Annotated in this window: 16 protein-coding genes; 4 read left to right on the top strand and 12 right to left on the bottom strand. The window is 71.7% G+C overall.

Annotated elements, in window-relative coordinates; genetic code table 11:
• Nucleotides 1–29: 29 nt before the first annotated feature.
• From FNV62_RS10715 to xylB, 6 genes are all read right to left on the bottom strand, one after another.
• A complete protein-coding gene (locus FNV62_RS10715) occupies nucleotides 30–1,382 on the bottom strand; it encodes a helix-turn-helix domain-containing protein (RefSeq protein WP_144316453.1) in 1,353 nt (450 codons plus the stop codon).
• A 134-nt stretch (nucleotides 1,383–1,516) separates the two neighbouring features.
• Nucleotides 1,517–2,119 (bottom strand): N-acetylmuramoyl-L-alanine amidase, encoded by a 603-nt coding sequence (locus tag FNV62_RS10710; protein ID WP_097283708.1) that lies wholly within the window; start codon nucleotides 2,117–2,119, stop codon nucleotides 1,517–1,519.
• 44 nt (nucleotides 2,120–2,163) lie between these two features.
• Nucleotides 2,164–3,177, bottom strand: a complete 1,014-nt coding sequence (locus FNV62_RS10705) for an acetamidase/formamidase family protein (RefSeq protein ID WP_060895026.1) — start codon at nucleotides 3,175–3,177, stop codon at nucleotides 2,164–2,166.
• Nucleotides 3,174–4,667 (bottom strand): APC family permease, encoded by a 1,494-nt coding sequence (locus tag FNV62_RS10700; protein ID WP_144315146.1) that lies wholly within the window; start codon nucleotides 4,665–4,667, stop codon nucleotides 3,174–3,176. The genes FNV62_RS10705 and FNV62_RS10700 overlap by 4 nt, the downstream gene beginning before the upstream one ends.
• A 249-nt stretch (nucleotides 4,668–4,916) precedes the next feature.
• Nucleotides 4,917–6,125: an ROK family transcriptional regulator gene (locus tag FNV62_RS10695; protein WP_097283706.1), complete on the bottom strand. Its 1,209-nt coding sequence runs from the start codon at nucleotides 6,123–6,125 to the stop codon at nucleotides 4,917–4,919.
• 80 nt (nucleotides 6,126–6,205) lie between these two features.
• Nucleotides 6,206–7,651: a xylulokinase gene (gene xylB, locus FNV62_RS10690; RefSeq protein ID WP_054228924.1), complete on the bottom strand. Its 1,446-nt coding sequence runs from the start codon at nucleotides 7,649–7,651 to the stop codon at nucleotides 6,206–6,208.
• Nucleotides 7,652–7,814: 163 nt separating this feature from the next.
• Between xylB and xylA the strand changes: the two genes are divergently transcribed.
• Together xylA and FNV62_RS54550 are read left to right on the top strand one after the other, a co-directional pair.
• Nucleotides 7,815–8,981 (top strand): xylose isomerase, encoded by a 1,167-nt coding sequence (gene xylA / locus FNV62_RS10685; RefSeq protein WP_143612766.1) that lies wholly within the window; start codon nucleotides 7,815–7,817, stop codon nucleotides 8,979–8,981.
• A gap of 418 nt (nucleotides 8,982–9,399) precedes the next feature.
• Nucleotides 9,400–9,651: a hypothetical protein gene (locus tag FNV62_RS54550; RefSeq protein ID WP_225900227.1), complete on the top strand. Its 252-nt coding sequence runs from the start codon at nucleotides 9,400–9,402 to the stop codon at nucleotides 9,649–9,651.
• A gap of 99 nt (nucleotides 9,652–9,750) precedes the next feature.
• Here the strand turns inward: FNV62_RS54550 and FNV62_RS10675 are convergent, their stop codons facing one another.
• The 3 genes from FNV62_RS10675 to FNV62_RS10665 form a co-directional block, all read right to left on the bottom strand.
• Nucleotides 9,751–11,094, bottom strand: a complete 1,344-nt coding sequence (locus tag FNV62_RS10675) for an esterase-like activity of phytase family protein (protein ID WP_143612764.1) — start codon at nucleotides 11,092–11,094, stop codon at nucleotides 9,751–9,753.
• 88 nt (nucleotides 11,095–11,182) lie between these two features.
• A complete protein-coding gene (locus FNV62_RS10670; protein WP_143612763.1) occupies nucleotides 11,183–12,463 on the bottom strand; it encodes an SWF or SNF family helicase in 1,281 nt (426 codons plus the stop codon).
• Entirely contained in the window at nucleotides 12,460–15,312 is a 2,853-nt protein-coding gene (locus FNV62_RS10665) for a DEAD/DEAH box helicase (RefSeq protein WP_143612762.1), read from the bottom strand. The genes FNV62_RS10670 and FNV62_RS10665 overlap by 4 nt, the downstream gene beginning before the upstream one ends.
• A 247-nt stretch (nucleotides 15,313–15,559) precedes the next feature.
• On the opposite strand from FNV62_RS10665, the gene FNV62_RS10660 reads away from it, so the two are divergent.
• Complete coding sequence (locus FNV62_RS10660; RefSeq protein ID WP_143612761.1) at nucleotides 15,560–16,642, top strand: fatty acid desaturase family protein; 1,083 nt, start codon at nucleotides 15,560–15,562, stop codon at nucleotides 16,640–16,642.
• A gap of 129 nt (nucleotides 16,643–16,771) precedes the next feature.
• The gene (locus tag FNV62_RS10655; protein WP_054228918.1) at nucleotides 16,772–16,954 is read left to right on the top strand and encodes a hypothetical protein; all 183 of its coding nucleotides are present in this window, start codon (nucleotides 16,772–16,774) and stop codon (nucleotides 16,952–16,954) included.
• Between the two features lie 139 nt (nucleotides 16,955–17,093).
• On the opposite strand, the gene FNV62_RS10650 is transcribed toward FNV62_RS10655, so the two are convergent.
• From FNV62_RS10650 to FNV62_RS10640, 3 genes are all read right to left on the bottom strand, one after another.
• Nucleotides 17,094–17,966, bottom strand: coding sequence for a hypothetical protein (locus FNV62_RS10650; RefSeq protein ID WP_143612760.1), 873 nt, complete (start codon nucleotides 17,964–17,966; stop codon nucleotides 17,094–17,096).
• Between the two features lie 136 nt (nucleotides 17,967–18,102).
• Nucleotides 18,103–18,417 (bottom strand): hypothetical protein, encoded by a 315-nt coding sequence (locus FNV62_RS10645; RefSeq protein WP_371649122.1) that lies wholly within the window; start codon nucleotides 18,415–18,417, stop codon nucleotides 18,103–18,105.
• 54 nt (nucleotides 18,418–18,471) lie between these two features.
• Nucleotides 18,472–19,056, bottom strand: coding sequence for a PadR family transcriptional regulator (locus FNV62_RS10640; RefSeq protein ID WP_060899476.1), 585 nt, complete (start codon nucleotides 19,054–19,056; stop codon nucleotides 18,472–18,474).
• Between the last annotated feature and the right edge of the window lie 93 nt (nucleotides 19,057–19,149).

Raw genomic sequence — 19,149 nt, 5'->3', positions numbered from 1 at the left:
CCCGCCGTTGGACAGCTCTCGCCGCGAGGCTAGGAGCGCGGACGTTGCAACGACGTTGCGGGCGAAGCAGGTCGGCCCTGCCCGGCAACCGACCGGCCCCGCGCCGCGAGCCCCGCGGGGTTCGGTCGGCCCGGTGGCGCGGCCTGTTCGCGCTCCAGAGCCTCCAGCCGGGCCCGCACCGTCGCCGTCGGGCGTACGGCGGCCAGCGCCCGCCATACGTCGAGGTCGTCCTCGCCCCACGGGGCACGCGCCCAGTCCGTCAACAGGTCGGGGTCGCGACGCGCGATGAGTGCCGTACGCAGCCCGTCGGCGAGGCGGCGCCGCAACCGCACCACGGCCGGGGCCCCCGAACCCGGCAGCAGCGGACCGGCGTACGCCGCCGCGGCCGCCGTGACCGCACCCGTACCGAGCCGCCGTTCGACGACCGCCACGTCGGACTCGACCGGCGCCGTGAGCCGGTAGGGCCGCGAGCCCAGCAGGCCGGGGCCGAGCAGCCGGCGCAGTCGGGTCAGCTCGGCGCGCAGGGTCACCGGTGTCACCGACTCGTCCTCGTACAGCGCGCACAGCAGCTCGTCGCCCGAGAGACCCTCCGGGTGTCTTGCCAGCAGCACCAGGATCTCGCTGTGCCTGCGGCTGAGCCTGACCTTCCGGCCGCCCGCCACCAGTTGGGCCTCGTCGCGGCCGAGCGCGGTCAGCTCGACCGTGTCGGCCGCTGCTTCCGCCGGTGCGAGCAGTGCCAACTGGGACTCGGCGGCCCGCGCCACCGCCTGCACGAAACCGAGACTGTGCGGATGCGCGAGCCCGTCCCCGCCCGTGATGTCCACCGCGCCGAGCACCCGCCCCGTGCGCGGATCGTGCACCGGCGCCGCGGCGCACGTCCAGGGCTGGACCCGGCGGATGAAGTGCTCGGCCGCGAACACCTGCACCGGCCGGTCCACAGCGACCGCCGTTCCCGGCGCGTTGGTGCCGACCGAGGTCTCCGACCATCGCGCGCCCGGTACGAAGTTCATCCGCCCCGCCAGCCGTCGCGTCGCCGGATGCCCCTCGACCCACAACAGCCGGCCCTGCGCGTCGCACACCGCGAGAAGGTGCTCGCCGTCCGCCGCGAACGTCCCCATGAGCTCCCGGAAGAGCGGCATCACCCGGGCCAGCGGATGCTCCGCCCGGTAGGAGCCCAGGTCGCCGTCCGTGAGCTCCACCCGTGCCGTGCCGTCCGGTGCGACACCGGCCCGTGCCGATCGCCGCCAGGAATCGGCCACCACGGAGCGCACCGGTCGCGGCACCGTGCCCGCCTCGGTGAACGCCTCGTGCGCGCGGCGCACTATCCGCACCCGCTCGACGGGATCGGCTCCTGGTTCGAGGGCCACCCACGGTTCGGTCAACCCGGCCTCCCGGTAGGCGATGCGGCTGAGACCATCGTCACTCCCGGAGCGGGCGCCGACAAGCACCGTGACGGAGCTCCTCATGCGGCGCTCACATGGGCGTGGGTCGTCGGGGAGCCGCGGCGGGCGCTCCGTCAGGCGAAGTTGACGAGCTTTATGTACCGCGTCCAGTCCCAGTTCGGCCCCGGATCCGTGTGGTCGGTGCCCGGCACCTCGTAGTGGCCGATGATGTGAGCCCGGTCCTTGGGGATGCCGTGCTTCGCGCAGATCGCGGCCGTGAGCTTGGCGGACTCCTCGTAGAGCGCGTTGGTGAAATAGGCGGGCCGGTCCACCCAGCCCTCGTGTTCGATGCCGATGCTGCGGGTGTTGTAGTCCCAGTTCCCCGCGTGCCAGGCGATGTCACGCTCCCTGACGCACTGGGCGACATGCCCGTCGGCCGATCGCACGAGGTAGTGCGCGGACACCTTCTTCTGGGCGTTCTGGAAGATGGCCACGGTTCTGGGAAAGGTCTCCTGCGTGACGTGAATGATCACGTAGTCGAGCGGATAGGCCGTCGGCCGACTGGACGCCGTGTAGTTGGAGGCGCTCGCCGGTGCCCATTCGGCGAGCGGATAGTCGACGGCCGCCGTCTCCGCCTTCGCCTTGGCGCCGGGAAGTAACGCGTAGGGGAGGGCGGCGAGGGCGGCGCCGCCCTTGAGCAGGCGTCGCCGGCTCGGGAACGATCTGGCCCGTTCCATGGGGGAGTTGCCTTTCGATGATAGGGAGGGAGGGTCAGCCGCGCTCAGCGTCGCAGCGTCGCGGCGGTGTCACGCAGTCGCGCGTGCAGGCCGCGGTGCGTCTCGCGCGCGGGCAGCCACTCCTTGCGGATCTTGGCGACGCACGTGTAGTTGGTGTCGCAGACATTGGCGAGCGGCGATTCGACCGCCTGGGTCGCGAACTGATAGGCGTCGAGCTCGCTGAACCCGTAGTCGCGCACCAACCACTGCACCAGGTCGAGCTGCGATATGCGGAACGCGTCCTCCAGCGGGCGTGCCGAGCCGGTCGAGATGATGTGCGTGTCGGACTCGATGCGCGGCCAAGGGGTGGCGACTCCCTTGAGCAACTCGACGATCACCACCGTGTTCATCGCGCACTCGACGGCCACACCACATGTCTCGCCCTCGCCCTGCCGGGCATGCCCGTCACCGAGGCTCAACAGGGCGCCCTCGACGTTCACCCCGAGGAAACAGGTGACGCCGGCCCGCATCTCCGGAGTGTCCATGTTCCCGCCGTGCGCGTCGGGCACCAGCGCGGAGCGCACCTCGAGGTTCGCGGGCGCCACTCCGACGGTGCCGTGCATCGGGTCCATGGGCAACTCGATCCGGATGTCGCTGTCCCGGGCGCTGAACAGGGCGGTGCGCCGCTCCCGGTCGAGCTGCCAGATCCACACGGTCTCCGGCAGCGGAGGCTGCAGCGTGGCCGTGGTGTGTGTGGAGGTGAGCGCGCCGAACAGCGGGACCGTCGTCGAGGCCGCCCAGTCGCGAGCGGGCTCGATCGACACGAAGTGCACCGCCACGGTGTCGCCCGGCTCCGCGCCCTCCACATGGAAGGGGCCGGTCTGCGGATTGAGGAACGGGAACTCGCACACCTCGGACACCAGGTCCTTCTCCGAGCGCACCCGCCCGGCGAAGCAGTCCTCCGTGTACAGATCGAGGACGGTGCCCGGCGCGACGCGTGCCACGGGCGGCGCGCCGCCGAACGTCCAGGCGTACTCGCCCGGTTCGGGGCGCACGGTCAGGATGCGGGGGTCACTCATGGCTGCACGGCTCCGTTCTGCCGAAGGTCGGGGGACTCGGAGGACGAGGTCTCGTCGAGATGGACACGGGCGGTCTCGGCTATGCGCCCGGGGTGGCGGCGCGACAGGACGATCAATACCACGACTCCGGCCGCCATCCAGACTCCGACAACCGGTCCCGCATACGAAACGGGCGCGGTGAGTTCGGAAACGAAGTCGAAGACGGGCAGGCCAGCGGCCGTCAGCAGCGCGGGCACGAAGGCGACGATGCCCAGCAGAGGGAAGAGCAGATGCCGCACCGGTTTGAGCAACTCGCGTCTGCGGCGCAGGAAATAGCCCCCACAGGCGAGGTTCACCACGATGTACACGCCGATGACGACCGTGACGATCACCGTCGCGAGCAGCAGGAACGCCGTGACGGGGTCGTAGTACAGACCGAGGCCCAGCACAGCCGCGACCGCCACGCCGCACTGCGCGGCGACGCCGGCGACGGGGGATCGGTGCCTCGGATGCACGTGCGCGAAGAGCCGCGGGAACACCTTGATCCGGGCCAGGGCGAAGGCCGTACGGGTCGAGACCGTCGCGCAGGCGTTGGCGTTGGCGATCGTGGAGTTGACCACCGCCAGGAACACCAGCACCCAGAACACTCCGAAGGAAGCGCGGGCCACGCCTTCCCAGGACGCCGCGCCGGAGGCTCCGAAGCCCCCAAGGCGGTCGGGGCCGAAGTACACCGACATGGCGTACGTGGTGAGGACGTAGAAGAGACCGATCCCCAGCGCCGCGCCGAGGACCGCGCGGTGCATGGTCCGGCGGGGATCCTTCGTCTCCTCGGCGAGTGGCGCCGCCGCCTCGAATCCGGCGAAGGCCAGCACCGTGTAGACCGATCCCGCGAACACGCCACTGACGCCTTCGTACCCCTCGGCCGTGTGCGAGGTCCCGAACACCGACAGAGTGTTGTCGCCCCCCGCCTTGGCGATCAGCCATATCGCGAAGACGAGGAAGACCAGCACCTCGAAGACGCCGAGGACTGTGCCGAAACGGGCCGAGGCACGCACTCCGAAGTATCCGGCGACCGCGATGATTGCCGCGCCCGCGAGCGACCACGGCCACCACAGGTCGTCCGGGTAGGAGGACCATTCCTGATGCAGTGTGCCCGCGGTGGTGAACCCGAGTTGCAGGAGGAGCAGCGGTGGCACCAGCGCCTCGACGAACACATAGCCCCAGCCGACGAGGAACCCCACGGCCGGGTGCAGTCCCTGGGCCGCGTACGTGGCCACCGAGCCCGCGGTGGGCAACCGTCGTGCCAGCTCGGCCACACAGGACGCGGTGAAGAGGCAGGCGACGAGGGCTATCAGCACGGAAAGGGGCAGACTGCCGCCCGCGAAGGCCGCGCCCGACGGAATGGACGCGGCGACCGCCGCGGCCGGCGCCATGGCCGTGATGCTCTGGAACAGGACCTCCCGCAGCCCAACAGCCTCGCGCCGCAGTCCTGGAACCGTCTCCTCCGACATCTGAACCCCCCGATCCCCCGAATGCCCGGACAGCCGGCCATCGGCCCGACGGCTGCGCCTCGCGTGAATTACGGTACGGCGCTTGCCGGTTGGGCGGGAGGGCACGGCGTTCGTCGGTGGACAACTCGGGGACTGTGGACAACGCGGTCACCCGTGAGGGGGAAAGGGACCTTGGGCACGGGGTCGTCGACCGCGATGGCCGCGACAGCTGCGATGGCGGTCATGGCCGTCATGGCCGCGATGACCGCGCTACGCCCGCTCCGCGAACCCCGCCGGATCGTCGAGCACCGCCCGCACCACCGAGTGGGCGGCCCCCAGCAGTGGCCCCTCGGGCCCCAGGGGTGACACGGACACGGCGCAGGCGGGGCCCGCCGTGCGCCGCGCCAACTCGCCCTCCAGCGAAGGCAGCAGCCACGGTGCGAGACCGGACAGCGCTCCACCCAGCACCACCGTCTCCGGATCGAGGAGGTTGACCGCGCCCGTGAGCGCGATCCCGAGCGCTGTCCCGGCGTCGCGCAGGGCACGCCGCACCTCCGCGTCGCCCCGGGCGGCACGCTCGGCCAGCAGCCCGACCCGGTCCTCACGCGGCTCCAGACCGGCAGCGCGCAGCACGGCCTCCTCACCCGCGTACTGCTCGAGGCAGCCCCGTCCGCCGCACGGGCAAGGAGGCCCGTCCGGCCACACCGGCACATGCCCCAGCTCGCCTGCGAAACCGCGGGTTCCGCGCAGCAACCGTCCGTCCACGACCACGGCCGCGCCGATGCCGATCTCCGCGGACACATGCAGGAAGTCACGTGGGGTGGCATCGCCGAGCCACAGTTCCGCCAGACCGCCGAAGTTCGCCTCGTTGTCCACGGTCAGCGGGAGGTCCCCGGGCAACAGCGCGCCGAGATCCGTGTCATGCCAGTCGAGGTTGGGGGCACGGACCACGGTCCGGTCGTCGCGGGCCACCAGGCCGGGCACCGCGACCGCGAGGCCCGCGGGCCACAGGCCCTCCCGTTCGGCCTCGGCGACGACCTGCCGCACCAGCGCGGTCAGCTCCTGGAGCACCGGCTCGGGCGGCCGCCCGCGGTTCGTGCCGTGCCGCACCGCCCGCGCCCGTACGGTACCGCGCAGATCGACGGCGCACACCGCCAGATGGTCGACGCCCACCTCCGCGCCTATCCCGGTGGGACCGCGCCCGCTGACGGCGAGTGCCGATCCCGGTCGCCCCACCCGTCCGGGCCGCTCGGGGCCCAGCTCTTCGAGGAGCCCCGAGCGGATCAGCTCGTCCACCAGCGTCGAGACCGCCGCCCGCGTCAGACCGATGCGCGAGGCGACGGCGGCACGCGACAGCGGCCCCTCCGCGCTCACGGTGTGCATGACACGGGAGAGGTTGCGGCGGCGCATGCCCTGTTGGGTGTCGGGCAGTCGACGGCCGGAACCGGTCGGGTGGGCCTCGTGCAGTGGTGCGGTCATGCCTCCGTCAGTCCTCGTCCGGCCGGTCCCACTGGGGGCTGTCCTCGTCAGTGCTCGCTCAGTGCTCGTTCAGTGCGCGCTCAGTCCTTGTTCGGTTCCCGTTCCAGGAGCGGGGCCGCGTCGGAGAGTACCCCGGCGATCCTGGCGAGCGTCTCCTCGTCCCGGTCCACGGCGTCGAGCACCGGCCCGTGGGCCGTTCCCCAACGGCGGGCCACCGCGGCCGGGTCCTCGCCGGTCAGCAGGCCCGCGGCCTGCGCGGCGGCGCCCAGCGCGACCAGTTCCTTGGCCTCGGGCACCTGGACCGGACGTCCCGACAGCCGGCGTACGGTCTGCTGCCAGGCCGTTCCCCGGGCGCCCCCGCCGATGAGCAGCAGCGGCGCGGAGCGGTCCGCGTCCGGGTCGAGCACCAGGTCGAGGGCGCCGAGGAGCGAGTGGACCGCGCCGTCGTACGCCGCCTGCAGCAGCTGCCCGCCCGTCGTGTCGTGCCTGAGGCCGTGCAGCAGCCCCGAGGCATGGGGCAGGTTCGGGGTGCGCTCGCCGTCCAGGTAGGGGAGCAGCGTCACGCCGGCGCCCGGTTCGACCGCCTCGCGGTCGAGGCCCAGCAGCGCGGCCACTCGATCGACGGCGAGCGTGCAGTTCAAGGTGCAGGCCAGCGGAAGCCAGTCGCCGCGTGCGTCGGCGAAGCCCGCGACGGTGCCGGTCGGGTCGGCGGGGCGCCGTGTCGAGACGGCGTACACCGTGCCGGAGGTGCCGAGGCTCAGTACGGCGGTGCCGGGGCGCAGACCGAGGCCGAGCGCGGCGGCGGCGTTGTCGCCGGTGCCCGCGGCGACCAGCGTGCCCTTGGAGAAGGGCAGCTCATCGCGGGCGTGCACGGTTCCGGCCACCTCGCCGGGCTGGGCGATACGGGGGAGCAGCGCCGGGTCGAGTCCGACGTGCGCGAGGACTTCTTCGTCGTACCTCTCCGTACCGGACGCCCACCAGCCGGTACCGGAGGCATCGCCGCGGTCGGTCGTGCCCTCTCCCGTGAGGCGTTCGGTGAGGTAGTCGTGGGGCAGCCGTACGGCCGCGGTCGCTCGGACGGCGTCGGGTTCGTGCTCGGCCAGCCAGGCCCACTTCGTGACCGTGAAGGAGGGGCCGGGCACGCTGCCGGTGCGCTCGGCCCAGGCCTTCGGGCCGCCCAGCTCCTCGACCAGCCGACGGGCCTGTGGCGCCGAGCGCACGTCGTTCCAGAGCAGGGCCGGGCGTACGGGATCGCCGTGGGCGTCGAGGGTGACGAGCCCGTGCTGCTGGCCGCCGATCGACACCGCGGCGGCCTCGTGGGCCGCCTCGCCGCACTGGTGCAGCGCCTCGCGGAGCGCGTCCCACCACTGCCGCGGGTCGCTCTCGCGGCCCGCCCCGGTGGAGACGGTGTGCGGCGCCTGCCCGCTCGCCACCACCTGTCCGGTCGAGGCGTCGACGACCAGGGCCTTGGTGGACTGGGTGGATGTGTCCACCCCGACGACGAGCGGACCCTCGGCTGCTGACATCGGGCTCTCCCTCTTCCGCGGCTCCGCGGGATCTGTCCTGGTGATGGGGTTTGCGGACCGGTGTGGCCCAGGTTTCGCATTTCGTCTCTTCCCAGAGATGCCTCCGCATACTAATTTGTTAACCGCCATGACGAAATAGTCGGAGCTAGCAAGGAGCCGCGGCATGAACTACCAGCCCACCCCCGAGGACAGGTTCACCTTCGGCCTGTGGACCGTCGGCTGGCAGGGAAGGGACCCGTTCGGCGACGCCACCCGGCGCGCCCTGGACCCGGTCGAGTCGGTACAGCGCCTGGCCGAGCTCGGCGCCCACGGTGTGACCTTCCATGACGACGACCTGATTCCCTTCGGGTCCTCGGACAGCGAGCGCGAGTCGCACATCAAGCGCTTCCGCCAGGCCCTGGACGCGACCGGCATGCGGGTGCCGATGGCCACCACCAACCTGTTCACGCACCCCGTCTTCAAGGACGGCGCGTTCACCGCGAACGACAGGGACGTGCGTCGCTACGCGCTGCGCAAGACGATCCGCAACATCGACCTCGCGGTCGAACTCGGCGCGCAGACGTACGTCGCCTGGGGCGGCCGTGAGGGTGCCGAGTCCGGCGCCGCCAAGGACGTGCGCGTCGCCCTCGACCGCATGAAGGAGGCCTTCGACCTCCTCGGTGAGTACGTGATCTCCCAGGGTTACGGCCTCAAGTTCGCGATCGAGCCGAAGCCGAACGAGCCGCGCGGCGACATCCTGCTTCCCACCGTCGGCCACGCGCTCGCCTTCATCGAGCGCCTGGAGCGCCCGGAAATGTACGGCGTGAACCCCGAGGTGGGCCACGAGCAGATGGCCGGGCTGAACTTCCCGCACGGCATCGCGCAGGCCCTGTGGGCAGGCAAGCTCTTCCACATCGACCTCAACGGCCAGTCCGGCATCAAGTACGACCAGGACCTGCGCTTCGGTGCCGGTGACCTGCGCTCCGCGTTCTGGCTGGTCGACCTCCTGGAGAGCGCCGGGTACGCGGGCCCGAAGCACTTCGACTTCAAGCCCCCGCGGACCGAGGACTTCGACGGGGTGTGGGCGTCGGCAGCGGGCTGCATGCGCAACTACCTGATCCTTCGGGAGCGTACGGCCGCCTTCCGTGCCGACCCCGAGGTCCAGGAGGCGCTGCGCGCGTCGCGCCTCGACGAACTGGCGCAGCCCACCGCGGCGGACGGCCTGACGGGGCTGCTCGCGGACCGTGCGGCCTTCGAGGAGTTCGATGTGGAGGCGGCCGCGGCGCGCGGGATGGCCTTCGAGCGGCTGGACCAGCTCGCCATGGACCACCTGCTGGGCGCGCGGGGCTGATCGTGCCCCGGTGAGGTCTGGCCCGTCTCCTGGCGGGCCGGGCCTCACATCTCGCTGCGCGGACCCGGCGGGGCATGCTCCGGAATCATGCGATCCACGGCATGAGTCCGTATCAACTTCGGCACAGGGGTCGCCCCATGACCGGTTCGAGGCGAGTCTTGACGGTATGGCCACCCCGCCCTTACCGCCCCAGCCTCCCCGGCCGCCAGGAAACACTCCCCCTCCGGGAAACGGTGGCTTCGGCCCGCCGCCCGGAGGCTTTGGGCCTCCTCCGGGAGACCAAGGTCCCCCTTTCGAGGGCTACGGCCCCCCTCCGGGGGGTGACGGTCCCGAGCCTCCCTCTGGATTTCCCGGCGGTCCGGGAGGCCCTGGTAGGGGGCGGCGCCGCACCCCGCTGTTCCTCGCGCTCGCCGCGCTCGTGGCCGTTGTGGCTGTCGTCGCCGTGGTGCTGATGGTCCGCGGCGGCAGCGACACGCCCGACAAGAAGGGGTCCACCGAGAGTGGCGGCACGCAGGGATCGTCGTCCCCGTCGCTGAGCATTCCGTCCGAGCTGCCCAGCGAGCTGCCTTCGTCCCTGCCCTCGTCCCTGCCTTCGTCCTTGCCCTCGGAGCTGCCGAGTGATCTGCGCAGCATCCTGCCGAGCGACCTGCAGTCGCTCCTCCCGACCTAGGGAACGGCGCGCTGCCGTGAGCAACTGAGGTGATGGGCACGCGCGCGTGGACGCCGTTCGCGACGCACGCACGCGTGCCCGACGAAAGGGATCCTGAGGTCAGATCCCGTGCGGCAGTCGTACGTAGGTGACCGTCGTCTCGATACCGCTGTCCACCAGGCGGCCCTGCGCGTCGAACGCGCCCGCCCCGTCGGTCATCCCGAAGTCGTTGTCGTTGATCAGCGCGAGTGTGTCGTGGTCCACGCGCGCGACGCCCTCGATCTTTCCGGGTACCCCCGCGACCGTTCCCAGGTCCACGACCAGACGCTTGGCGAGCACCGGGACGCCGGAGGCGGCCGGATCGTCGAGCTGTTCCAGAGAGGGGGACGTCGTGTCGCTGTCCCAGGGACCACCGAGGATGTTCACGCGGCGCGTGAGTTCCACCACCTGCAACCGTGCCGCCTTGTCCGTGCGCTCCTCCACCAGCAGCCGATCACGGCCGATGGCCACCACGGAGGAGATCTTCAGCTCCGAGGTGTCGTCCTCGCTGGGGTCGACCACGTTCACTGGGTCGAAGCGGTAGGCGTACTCGGCGGTGACGGCCCGCTTCTTCGGGGAGAAGCGCAGCAGCCGCGTCGTGCGCGAGGCGTCTCCCGCGTCGCCGTTCGGCAGGGAGAGCGGGCTCTGCACGGCCATCACCAGGTCGCCGCCGGGAAGCTGGGCGAGACCTTCGAAGCCGCGATTGGTCTTCCGGTGCAGCAGGACGGCCGGCAGCGCCTCGACCACCGGGTAGTCGGTGCCGGTCAGGTTCAGTCCCTTGGGCACATAGCGCGTGAGGACCCTCCCGCGCGCGGAGACATGGATCAACGAGGGACCGTACTCGTCGACGAGCCAGAAACTGCCGTCCGCGGAACGGACGATGCCTTCGGTGTCGACGCCGTTCGGGTTGTACGTGAGGGGGGTCTGCGCGTCATAGGAGTACGGCGCCTCGTCGCGCCCCGCCTGGTTGGACAACCCGGTGACGGGCTTCCCGGACGATGTGGTGATCGGGAGCGCGTCCAGCACCTTCACGGCGTCGCCGGACACCCTGATCTTCACGATCGCCGGGTCGAAGCCGGGCACCGGGAACGTGCGACGCTTCTTGCCGTCGACCTTGATCTGCCCGTTGGGGCCGCGGTCGGTGACCGTCCAGAACTCGCCCCGGCGCCCGGCCGGGTAGATGTCGCTGCCGATCCCACCGAGGTCCACGCCCCGGTCGTCGCCCACCGTGCCGGGCAGCAGCGCGTTGCTGAACGTGGCCAGAGGGATGTCGCCGAGGGTCGCGGTGCGTGTGACCCTCGGCTGCGACGGGTAGCCCTGAGCGTTCGCGGTGCCGACCGCCACGAGGGCGGCCAGCATCGCGAGCGGTACACCCGCGGCGACGGTTCGGTGGATGTGGCGCCGGCCGACGGCATGCGGGGACATCGGGCCTCCTGAGGCACAAGTTCGTTGACAGCGGCCAGAGTTGGCCGCTGCGCGGAACGTCGTACGACTTCGAGGTGAACGTGGGGCGTCAACCACTCATCGGGTCGCCGCCCGGGTCTCCCTGCGCCATCGCGAAGGCGGTGGCCGGATCCCCCGCCGCCGGCCCCGCGGGCGTCCAACGGCCCCGCTCCTTGCGGTACGGCCACCATCGGCCGTCACGCCCCAGGCGCAGCTGGGCAGGCCTCCCAACGGCGGTCCAGCGGTTGTGGGTGGCACGCAGTCGCGGCCGCTCGCCCTCGTCCCAGGCCGCCTCCAGGGCGGCACGCGCGCGTGTGAGTGCCTCCGCCTCCACGGCCCACTCGTCCTCCAGCACGGCCAGCGCGACGACACCTCCGTGGTGCCAGGCGCGTACGGCGAGCGCCAGTTCCTGCCGGTCGCGCCCCGAGCCGTCGGCCAGCCGCTCGACGATCGCACCCTCGGGGGCCAGCGCCGCAAGCCGGACCGCGTCCTGCCCAACTGTCAACTCGGCCGGTGCCTCCTGGCCGTGAGTCGGACTGAGTGCCTCGGCGAGCAGCCGGTGCGCCTCGGCCGCGGTCGCGGTCGCGAGGAACTCCAGGGCGGCCGGGTCGACGCCGGGCGCGGGCGCGGCCTCGGTGTCCAGGGAGGGCGGCCGGCCGGGCACCTCGGGCAGTACCGGAGGAGCGGGCAGGGGCGGCAGGATGTCCCCGGCCGCGTACGCCTCGCCGGCGTCCACGCCCTGCGGAGCGGGTTCCGGGGCGTCCGGCCGATTCTTCGCGGTCGCGCTGCCGCGCGCCTGAAGCTCGTCCAGCAACGTGCGTTCGGCGCGGCCGCGCATCAGCAGCAGGGCGAACGGATCCTGGTCGAGCAGCCGCGCCATCTGATAGCAGAGCGCCGCGGTGTGCCCGCAGTGGTCCCAGGCCCCGCAGTCGCACTCGGCCTCCAAGTCACCCAAACCCGGAAGCAGCTCGACTCCCGACGCCGCCGCGTCCTCCACCAGATGCGGGGGCATCTCGCGGTCGAGCAGCGCCGCGACATGCCCGGCCCGTTCGACCGCCATGTCCAGGAAACGGTCCCACTGCTCCCCGGACAGTTCCTGAAGCAGCACGTCCGAGCGGTGTGCGGTGCCGTCCCGGTCCCGAACGACGGCGGTGACGCGCCCCGGCCGTACCGACACGGCGCCCACCGCCCCCGTACGCGCGAGTCTGCGCCCCGTCTTCACCGGCTCCGAGTCCAGCGCCGCGTCCTCCAGCGCCTTCAGCCAGGCCCGGCCCCACCACGTCTGCGCGAAGCCCTGCCCCTGTGCGGGCGGCAGCGCCGCGAACGTACGCTCCTCGTTCCCATCCGTCATCGTGCGTCCCCTCGCAGCTCCACCAGGTCGGCCAGTTCGGCGTCGGTCAGCTCCGTGAGCGCCGCCTCTCCGGCGCCGAGGACCGCGTCGGCCAACCGCTGCTTGCGCCGCAGCATCTCGGCGATGCGGTCCTCGATGGTCCCCTCGGCGATCAGTCGGTGCACCTGCACGGGCCGGGTCTGGCCGATGCGGTACGCGCGGTCCGTGGCCTGCGCCTCCACGGCCGGGTTCCACCAGCGGTCGTAGTGCACGACGTGCTCGGCCCGCGTCAGGTTCAGGCCCGTGCCCGCGGCCTTCAACGACAACAAGAAGACAGGGATTTCGCCCGCCTGGAAGCGCTCCACCATCGCCTCGCGCTCATGGACGGGCGTCCCGCCGTGCAGGAACTGCGTCGCGACGCCGCGCACCGCGAGATGGCGCTCGATGAGGCGCGCCATCCGCACGTACTGCGTGAAGACCAGAACGCTCGCTCCCTCGGAGAGGATGGTGTCGAGCAGCTCGTCCAGCAGCTCCAGCTTCCCGGACCTGCCCGGGATCTTCGGCCGGTCCTCCTTGAGGAACTGCGCCGGATGGTTGCAGATCTGCTTCAGCCCGGTGAGCAGCTTCACGATCAGACCGCGTCGCGTCATGCTGTCCGCGCCCGAGATCTCCGCGAGGGTCTCACGCACCACCGCCTCGTACAGACCCGCCTGCTCCTTGGTGAGCGAGACGGCACGGTCGGTCTCGGTCTTCGGCGGCAGCTCGGGGGCGATACCGGGGTCCGACTTGCGCCGCCGCAGCAGGAACGGCCGCACCAACTGGTTGAGCCGCTCGGCCGCCGCCGGATCCTGAGCGCCTTCGACGGCCTGCGCGTAACGCGTCCGGAAGGAGCCGAGACTCCCCAGCAGGCCCGGCGTCGTCCAGTCGAGGATCGCCCACAGCTCCGAGAGGTTGTTCTCCACCGGCGTGCCGGTGAGCGCCACGCGCGCGCGTGCGCCGACGGTGCGCAACGCCCGCGCCGTCGCCGAGTAGGGGTTCTTCACGTGCTGCGCCTCGTCCGCGACGACCATGCCCCACGGCACCGCGGCCAGTCGCGGCGCGTCGAGCCGCATCGTGCCGTATGTGGTGAGCGCGAACTCCCCGTCCACCAGGCCTTCCAGACTGCGCCGCGAGCCGTGGAAACGGCGCACCGGCGTGCCGGGCGCGAACTTCTCGATCTCGCGCTGCCAGTTGCCCATCAGGGAGGCCGGACAGACCACGAGGGTGGGGCCCGCGGCCGACGTGTCGGTCTGCCGGTGCAGATGCAGGGCGATCAGCGTGATCGTCTTGCCCAGGCCCATGTCGTCGGCCAGACAGCCACCCAGTCCCAAGGAGGTCATGCGGGCGAGCCAGTTGAGGCCCCGCACCTGGTAGTCCCGCAGCGTCGCGGAGAGCGCGGCGGGCTGCCCGACCGGCTCCTGTCCCTCCGGGTCCGAGAGCCGCTCCCGCAGCGTCGCCAGCCACCCCGTGGGCCGTACGTCGACCCTGTGGCCGTCGACCTCCGTGGAGCCCGTCAGAGCGGCGCTCAGCGCCTCGACGGGCGTGACCTTGCGGTCCTGTTGCGCCCGGGCACGGCGCACCTCCTGCGGGTCGACGAGGACCCACTGGTCGCGCAGCCGCACCATGGGGCGGTTCGCCTCCGCGAGGCGATCCAGCTCCTGTCGTGTGAGTCGCTGATCGCCCAGCGCGAACCACCAGTCGAAGGCAAGCAGCGCGTCCGCGGACAGGAAGGAGGGCGCGGCCGACGCGACCTTGTCCGGACTCCGCTCGTCGTCCGGCGGCCCGACGACGGCGCGTGCGGTCAGCTTGCGCGCCAACTCCTTGGGCCAGTGCACGTCGACGCCGGCGGACCCCAGCAGGCGGGCGCCCTCGCCGAGGAGTTCGGTGACCTCCTCGTCGGCGAGTTCGACGGCGTCCGGCACCGTCGCCGAGAGCAACGGGGTGAGCGGGGGCCAGGCGCGGGCCGCACGGCGCAGGGCGAGCAGGACGTCCATCCGCGCGCGCGGGCCGAAGGCCGCCGATCCGGCCCAGACGGCGGAGGCGTCCGCGACAAGGCCCGGGTCGTTCACGCTGTGCACCTGCAGCACCCCGCGGAACGGGAGCCGCGTCTCGTCCGCCCCGACCGACGCCAGCCCAGGGACCTCGACGCGCAGCGAGACGCGTACGCCCGCGTCGTGCCCGGCGGCCACGTCGGCGGCCCAGGCGCGTTGCTCCGGCACATGCTGCGGCTCCGGCGCCGCGAAGGCCGCACCTCCCGCGGCCGGCGACGCGGCGGGGGAGCGGGGCAGCGCGTCGGCGACCGCGTCGAGGAAGGCTCGCAGCAACCGCTCGGGGTCGGGCAGCCGCACCGGCTCACGGCCGTCCACCGGTACGGCGTGCGCGTCGGGCGGCATCGCCGCGGCGAGTTCGCGTACGCGCTCCAGGTCGTCGGCCCGGAGCGGACCGGCACGCCACGCGTCGTGGTCGCTCGCCGTCAGCCCGGGCAGCAGCAGTCCGCGTGCGGCGAGTTGGAGGGCGAGCACGGCGCCCGCGCCCCAGAACTTGGTTGTTCGGTGTGCGTGCGCGGCGGCACGCGCGCGCGTGAGGACCGGCAGCGCGGCGCGCACCGGGAGCAGGACGGCGGGCACGGTCACGAGCTCGACACCGTCGTCTCCGGGCAGCGCGACGGTCAGGTCGTCGAAGGCGCCGGACGCCACGGCGGGTGGGACGTCGCCGTCGGGCCGCCAGAAGGCGACGCTTCCGGTACGGGACGGATCGGCGGGCATGAACACGGCACAGCATGGGGCCAGTTCGGAGATCTCGGCGGGCGTCGCCGCAGGAATTCTCTGCACAGCGATGGCGCATTCCTCAAATTTGACTACTGGGTCGGAGTCGCCGAGGGTACAGCACCGCGTGCACCGGGCGGGGACGCCCGGACCGTGAGGTGGCTCTCCCCGGGCCGGGGGTGTACGTAACCCCCCTTCGACGGACGGGGAAGGCCTCAGTACGGACGCGGGTGGTGGCGTCATGGTCGCCGAGGGTCACTGGTTCGTACGTTTCATCAGGTCAGCCCCTTGCCTGAGAAACCGGAGATCCGCCATGTCCCAGACCGCCACAGCCGTCGTGGAAGACCTTCCAGGGGCGGGTGTCGGGCAGAACCCCGGAAGCGACTTCGCGCCCCTCCTGCGCACCGTCAGGGCCCGGGGTCTCCTGGACCGGCGCCACGGCTGGTACGCACGCGCGATCACCGTGAACGCGCTGGCTCTGGCCGCGGTCGTGACGGGTGTCGTCCTGATCGGCAACTCCTGGTGGGCGCTTGCCCTCGCCCCACTGCTCGCCGTGTTCTCGGCCCGCACGGCCTTCATAGGCCACGACGCGGGCCATGCGCAGATCACCGGCAACAAGCCGGTCGGCCGTGCGATCGGCCTGGTCCACGGCAACCTGCTCCTCGGGCTGAGCTATTCCTGGTGGAACCACAAGCACAACCGCCACCACGCCAACCCGAACCACATCGACAAGGATCCCGACGTCGTCGCCGACGTCCTGGTCTTCACCGGTGAGCAGGCCGAGGTCCGGGTGGGCTTCCGGCGCTGGCTCACCCGCAACCAGGCCTGGCTCTTCTTCCCGCTCACTCTCCTGGAAGGCGTCGCCCTGAAGGTCCACGGCTTCCAGGACCTGCGCCGGCAGCCCCCGCGTGAGCGGGTGGTGGAGGCACTGCTGCTGGTGACCCACGTCGTGGCATACGCGACCTTGCTGCTTACCTCCATGTCCCTCGGCAAGGCCCTGGCCTTCGCCGCGCTGCACCAGGCACTGTTCGGCCTGCACCTGGGCATGGCCTTCGCGCCCAACCACAAGGGCATGGAAATGCCCGACCCGGACGGCGAGCGCTGGGGCCACCTGCGCCGCCAGGTGCTCACCTCCCGCAATGTCCGCGGTGCCGCCCTGACCGACTGGTTCCTCGGTGGCCTCAACTACCAGATCGAGCACCACTTGTTCCCCAGCATGCCCCGCCCCCATCTGAGGATCGCCCAGCCGCTGGTGCGCGCACACTGTAGGGAATTGGGTATCCCCTACGCGGAAACCGGGCTCGTCGACTCCTACCGGCAGGCCCTGCGTCACATGCACGAGGTCGGCGAACCCCTCAGGACCGAGGAGTCGCGGAAGCTCTCAGGGGGTGAGTGAGCGCGGAGGGTCTCAGGGGTGAGTCAGGGGAGCGCCTCAGGGATGTCTCAGGGTCGCGCACTGGAACCGTGAGAGGCGTGGACCCGTTCTCAGGACAGAGAGCGGCAGCAGCCGCGAAGGAGGCGACACATGTCGAAGAACGCGAAGATCGCCGCAGGTGGTGTGGCGGTAGGCCTCATCCTGCTGATCTGGTTGCCCTGGTGGGTCTCCTTCCTGATCGTGGTGGGAGTTCCGGCGGCCGCGTACCTGACGCTGGACCCCTCGCAGCGGCGCAGGCTGCGCCGCGTCACCCGCAAGGAACTCGGCCGCTGAGGCGCCGCCGATCGGGTGCGTCTCCCGGCATGCGGGAGGCGGCTCGGTCGCCGCTCGCGGACCGTGCCGCCGGCAGGGTCCGCGAGCGTGCGCGTGCCCCGCTTCGTCCGGGGTGAGGAGCGACCCACTGCGGGACCGCTCAGCTGGGGCGTACGGCCATCTTGTCGAGGGCATCCAGGAGACCGGGCAGTTCCGGGCCCCGGCCGACGGGCAGGACCTCTCCGGGCTCCTCGTCGAGGAGGACGAAGGCGATGTCGTCGGTCCGGGCGACCATGGACCAGCCGGGGCCGTCCGCACGCAGGGTCCGGGCGTCGCCGGTGGCGAAGGACGAGCGGACGCGGCCCAGGGGCGGCGGGGTGTCCACGTAGGAGCGCGCCTCCGCGAGCACCCGGCGAATACCGCTGCGGGTTTCGCCGCTGCCGCTGCCGCTGCCGCTGTCGCCGTCGGTGCTCTCGGTCTCGTCCTGGTGGGCGTCCTCGGGCTGGGCGGTGTCCTCCGGCGTGACGAAGTCGCCGTCGTCGATCTGTTCCCGCCAGATCGCCCACTGGAGGGCGATCTCGTCGGCTCCGAGGCGTCGTTGGGCCGGTCCCCAGATTGCGGTGTTCGGTGGGGTGAGCGCCGGCCGATCCGTGAGCTCGGGCGCGGGGTCGTGCGGGGCCGGCACCCCGGGAGCCGCGACGGCGACGTCCAGGGGCCAGCCGGGCAGTGCGGAGACGACCGTGCGCTCGTCGGGCGACAGCTCGTGCTCCATCCCGCAGTCCCAGGACGCGATGGCGACGGCGACCAGCGAGACGTCGTCGATGACGACCGTCCACCGTGCACCCTCGCCGTCCTGGCCGAGCACGAGACCGTACCCGTCGGCCAGGGGTGCCAGGTCGAGCGCCGCGCAGGCCTCCGGGTAGTCGTCCCCCAGCACGCTGGGGAACTTCGCGGGCGTCAACAGCACCGCTGTCAGCACATACAGCGCGTCGTCGTCCCCGGTGGCGACGGCGCCATCGTCCGTCCCGGCCATCCCAGCCTCCCGATCGCTACGTTCGTCGGCGCACCATAATGCGAGCCGAAGGCGCTTGTCACGAGCCCGAAACAGACGCGGAGCTGCAGTTATCCGGCTGGACGGGGGCGAAACGCCCGGCCCGCGCCCACCGCGATCAGGCGGCGGGCAGGCCGAGCAGCGTCCGCGCCACCGTCCGAGGCGACTCGTCGCGCTCCCGTGCCAGAGCGATGACGGCACGGCAGGCCAGCTCGTTCACCCCGAACGACAGCGCCTCGGGCGACACCCAGGCCGCGGCTTCGTCGATCTGCTCCTGGTCGTCCTCCGCGCAGGCCGACACATAGGCCGCGGCCGCCTCGAAAAGATTGTGTGTACGTTTCTCCGGTCGCCGCTTGGCGGGCCGCTGCGCCTCGGCCCCGTCGGCCGCCTTCCGGTGCCATATCTCGCGGAGTCTGCCGAACATTCCGGTCATCGGGCCACCTTCCCCCTGCGCGGTTGCCATCGCTGATCGTTCACCTGTTGCTACTCAACGTAGAGTTGAAGGCCCGGCGGCAGAAGAGGGACGGTCCGGTGAAGCGTCGCGAACGTTCCCTTCGAGTGAGTCGATCGTGGCCCGCAACCAGGTGAGTTCGGCCCGGCTCGTGGCCCGGGCGATGGTGAGAATGCCCTGCCGGAAGGGATCGTCGAGCTCCTCGGCGCGCAACGGCCGGTCGCCTTCGTAGAAGAAGCTCGCGGGCTCCTCCAGGAAGGCGAGCCTGCGGCGCAGTACCGCCGCCTGCGCCCCGGGGTCGGCCAGGTGCCTGAGGAAGGCGAGCACCGTGAACCAGCGGTTCTCGTCGGTGATGTCGCGCTGTACGGGGTCCGCGAGTCGGCGCCGCAACTCGCTTCTCCCCTCCTCGGTGAGTGTCAGGACATGACGAGGGGCAGCCACGGAGCCGGGCTGTGTCGCCCGCGCCAGCAACCCCGCCTTCTCCAGCCGCTTGATCGCGGGATACAGCGTGCTCTCCGCGACGGGCTTCACATGGCCGGTCAGCGCGGTGATGCGCTTGCGCAGCTCGTAGCCGTGCAGCGGGGCGTCGTACAGAAAACCGAGGATGGCCAGCTCAAGCATGCCCCGCATTCTGCCGCACCGGCGGTGTACATCATCTACTGGGTACATCGCTTCCTCTATACATCGTAGCCGATGTATTGTCCTGAAGCGCGA

The organism is Streptomyces sp. RLB3-17, assembly GCF_007113425.2.
In the GTDB taxonomy this organism is placed as follows: Bacteria; Actinomycetota; Actinomycetes; order Streptomycetales; family Streptomycetaceae; genus Streptomyces; species Streptomyces mirabilis_D.
Note: the sequence above shows the minus strand (reverse complement) of the source record. Positions and strands in the feature narration are given on the sequence as shown.

Coding starts and splice junctions, on each gene's coding strand:
- FNV62_RS10710 (WP_097283708.1), bottom strand. CDS start 2,119: ATGGAACGGGCCAGATCGTTCCCGAGCCGGCGACGCCTGCTCAAGGGC.
- FNV62_RS10705 (WP_060895026.1), bottom strand. CDS start 3,177: ATGAGTGACCCCCGCATCCTGACCGTGCGCCCCGAACCGGGCGAGTAC.
- FNV62_RS10700 (WP_144315146.1), bottom strand. CDS start 4,667: ATGTCGGAGGAGACGGTTCCAGGACTGCGGCGCGAGGCTGTTGGGCTG.
- FNV62_RS10695 (WP_097283706.1), bottom strand. CDS start 6,125: ATGACCGCACCACTGCACGAGGCCCACCCGACCGGTTCCGGCCGTCGA.
- xylB (WP_054228924.1), bottom strand. CDS start 7,651: ATGTCAGCAGCCGAGGGTCCGCTCGTCGTCGGGGTGGACACATCCACC.
- xylA (WP_143612766.1), top strand. CDS start 7,815: ATGAACTACCAGCCCACCCCCGAGGACAGGTTCACCTTCGGCCTGTGG.
- FNV62_RS10675 (WP_143612764.1), bottom strand. CDS start 11,094: ATGTCCCCGCATGCCGTCGGCCGGCGCCACATCCACCGAACCGTCGCC.
- FNV62_RS10670 (WP_143612763.1), bottom strand. CDS start 12,463: ATGACGGATGGGAACGAGGAGCGTACGTTCGCGGCGCTGCCGCCCGCA.
- FNV62_RS10660 (WP_143612761.1), top strand. CDS start 15,560: ATGTCCCAGACCGCCACAGCCGTCGTGGAAGACCTTCCAGGGGCGGGT.
- FNV62_RS10655 (WP_054228918.1), top strand. CDS start 16,772: ATGTCGAAGAACGCGAAGATCGCCGCAGGTGGTGTGGCGGTAGGCCTC.
- FNV62_RS10650 (WP_143612760.1), bottom strand. CDS start 17,966: ATGGCCGGGACGGACGATGGCGCCGTCGCCACCGGGGACGACGACGCG.
- FNV62_RS10645 (WP_371649122.1), bottom strand. CDS start 18,417: ATGACCGGAATGTTCGGCAGACTCCGCGAGATATGGCACCGGAAGGCG.
- FNV62_RS10640 (WP_060899476.1), bottom strand. CDS start 19,056: ATGCTTGAGCTGGCCATCCTCGGTTTTCTGTACGACGCCCCGCTGCAC.